Below are 2,816 nucleotides of genomic sequence, written 5' to 3'. Positions count from 1 at the left end.
GGACACGCACGCCACGGCGGGGATGCGGACGACCTACGGGTCGCCCCTGTTCGCCGACCACGTCCCCGAGACCGACGACGAGATCGTCCGCCGGATGGCCCGCGCCGGGGCCGTCCGCGTCGGCAAGACGAACGTGCCGGAGTTCGCCGCGGGCTCGCACAGCTTCAACCCGGTCTTCGGCACGACCCGCAACCCCTACGACCTCGGCCGGTCCGCCGGCGGGAGCAGCGGGGGCGCCGCCGCGGCGCTCGCCTGCGGCATGCAGCCGCTGGCGGACGGCAGCGACATGGGCGGGTCGCTGCGCAACCCCGCGTCGTTCTGCAACGTCGTGGGCCTCCGCCCGACGCCCGGCCGGGTCCCGTCGCCGGAATCGGGCGTCCCGCAGCTCGGCCTCGGGGTCGCGGGGCCGATGGCCCGCACCGTCGGCGACGTCGCGCTCCTGCTCTCGGTCATCGCCGGGCCGCACCCCGACGACCCCCGCTCCCTGTCCGACGACCCGACCGCGCTCGCCGACGTCGTGCCGGCGGATGCCGCAGGCCTGCGCGTCGCCTGGGCACCCACCCTCGGCGACCGGGTCCCCGTCGACCGGGAGGTCCGCGACGCCCTCGAGCCGGCCGTCGCCGTGTTCGAGTCGCTCGGTGCCCACGTCGAGCCCGCGTGCCCCGACCTCGACGGGGCGGACGACGCCTTCCGGACCCTCCGGGCCGCCGAGTTCGAGGCGATGTGGGGGGACCTCCTCGATGCGCACCACGACGTCTTCAAGCCGGACCTCGCCTGGAACATCGCCGAGGGTCGCACGAACAGCGGGCACGACGTCCTCCGTGCGATGACCGAGCTGACCCGTCTGCAGCGGGCCGCGAACCGCTTCTTCGACGAGCACGACATCCTGCTGGCCCCGGTGAGCCAGGTCGCCCCGTTCGACGCCGACCTCACGTGGCCGACCGTCGTCGACGGCGTTCCCCAGCACACCTACCTGGACTGGATGGCCTCCTGCTACCTCATCACCGCCCTCGGCGTGCCGGCCATCTCGGTGCCCGCCGGCTTCACGGACGCGGGTCTGCCCGTCGGCCTGCAGATCATCACGCGGGCGCGGCACGAGCAGGCCCTGCTCGCCGTCGCCGCCGCCTTCGAAGCCGCCACCGAGCACGGCCGGCGGCGACCCGCGCGCTTCTCGGACGCCGCCTCTCGCTGACCCTCCTCCGGCCTCCCGCCGGGACACTGCCGGGACACCGGAGGGACCCCGCCGGGGCCCGGAGGGACGCCGCCGGGGCCCGGAGGGACACCGCCGGGATCCGACAGCACGCGACAATGTCCATGGGACATCCCGTCCCAAGATGCTCCGGGGGCGTCGGACGCGCCGTTCGACCCCCGACGCACGGCCGCAGGGCGAGCAGTGGACCAACGCGCTCGCGCCACGCCGAGCCGGCCTCGCGTCGGACGAGGCCCCGACCGGGCACGCTGGACCCGGTCCCTGGACGTGGACCGACCCCGCGAGGACGAGGTGGCGGAATGGACAGCATCGACCGTCGGGCGCTGCTTCTCGGTGCGCTCGCCGCCGCCTCGGCCGGCACGCTCGCCGGCTGCGACCGATCCGCCGTACGGTCGGCCGGCCCCTCCGTGAGCATCACGTCGCCGACCACCACCTCGGCGAGTCCGACGACCGTCGCCGACACCCGGCCCCGGTGGCCGCTCACCGGACGGCTCGTCAAGGACCCGGCGGCGACCCATCATGCGGCCGTCGCCGTCAAGGTGCCCGACAACAAGGACGAGCACCCCCAGGTCGGGATCGACGCGGCCGACATCGTCTTCGTCGAGCTCGACGGCTACCGCGACGCGTCGGGGTATGCCGGAACCCGGCTCGTGCCCCTGTTCCATTCGCGGATGCCCGCCGACGTCGCCCCCGTCCGCTCCATCCGGCCCGTCGACGTGCCCCTCCTCAGCCCGGCGGACGCGATCATCGGGAACACCGGCGGCGCCGGCTGGGTGCTCAACTACGTGCGGCACTACGGCGCACACCTCGACGGGATGCTCTCCTACGTCAACACCGTCGGCACCGGCTCGTACTCCATCGACCGGGCGCGGGTGCGGTACCTCGGCGGACAGGCGTACTACGACCGAGCGGTCGTCTGTCACCCGAAGGTTCTCGCTCGGCAGACCACCCTCTTCCGCTCCGGTCCACCGGAGGCCTACTTCCCCTTCGCGACGGGTAGGACGACGCCGAGCACCGCCGCGGGGCGGGCAGCCCGGACGCTCCATGTCCCGTGGAAGCAGGGCGACACCTACGACATGGGCTACACCTACGACAGGCGAACCGGTCGGTACCTGCGCAGTATGCCGTGGGGCCCGCACGTCCTCGCCGACGGGACACGCGTCTCGACCGACAACGTCCTGGTCATCCGAGCCCGCCAGCACTACGCGAAGATCTATCGCGGCTCCGGGCATGACGAGCCGATCCACGACATCGTCGACGCCAAGGGCACCTTCGCCTACGCCCACGGCGGACGCTACGTCAGCGGCACGTGGGCCAAGGCAGCCGTGACCGACCGCTTCACCTTCCGCCTCGCCGACGGCAGCCCACTCGTCATGGCGCCGGGCCAGACGTTCGTCGAGCTCGTGCGGGACACGGCCCACCTCCGGATCACCGGCTGACCCTGTGCCGCCCGCTCCCGCGCGCCCACCAGGCCCAGCCCGGCCATCTGCCACCCAATCGGGGCCTGAGCACCCCCCCCACCACCTGGTCATCTGCCACCCAATCGGGGCCTGAGCACCACCCCCGCCCGGCCATCTGCCACCCAATCGGGGCCTGAGCACCACCC

Annotated in this window: 2 protein-coding genes; both read left to right on the top strand. The window is 73.7% G+C overall.

Translation table 11 applies throughout. The features are described 5' to 3' along the window. Window positions 1-1,192, top strand: a 1,192-nt coding sequence (locus BN12_RS20795; RefSeq protein WP_048555458.1) for an amidase family protein, incomplete at its 5' end; no start/stop codon positions are given. Between the two features lie 317 nt (window positions 1,193-1,509). Further along, entirely contained in the window at window positions 1,510-2,649 is a 1,140-nt protein-coding gene (locus tag BN12_RS20790; protein WP_048555453.1) for a DUF3048 domain-containing protein, read from the top strand. Window positions 2,650-2,816 lie beyond the last annotated feature (167 nt).

Source organism: Nostocoides japonicum T1-X7, assembly GCF_001046855.1.
Lineage (GTDB): Bacteria > Actinomycetota > Actinomycetes > Actinomycetales > Dermatophilaceae > Nostocoides > Nostocoides japonicum.
Note: the sequence above shows the minus strand (reverse complement) of the source record. Positions and strands in the feature narration are given on the sequence as shown.

Excerpts from the sequence above, each read along its gene's own strand:
- BN12_RS20790 (WP_048555453.1), top strand. The coding sequence starts at position 1,510 with ATGGACAGCATCGACCGTCGGGCGCTGCTTCTCGGTGCGCTCGCCGCC.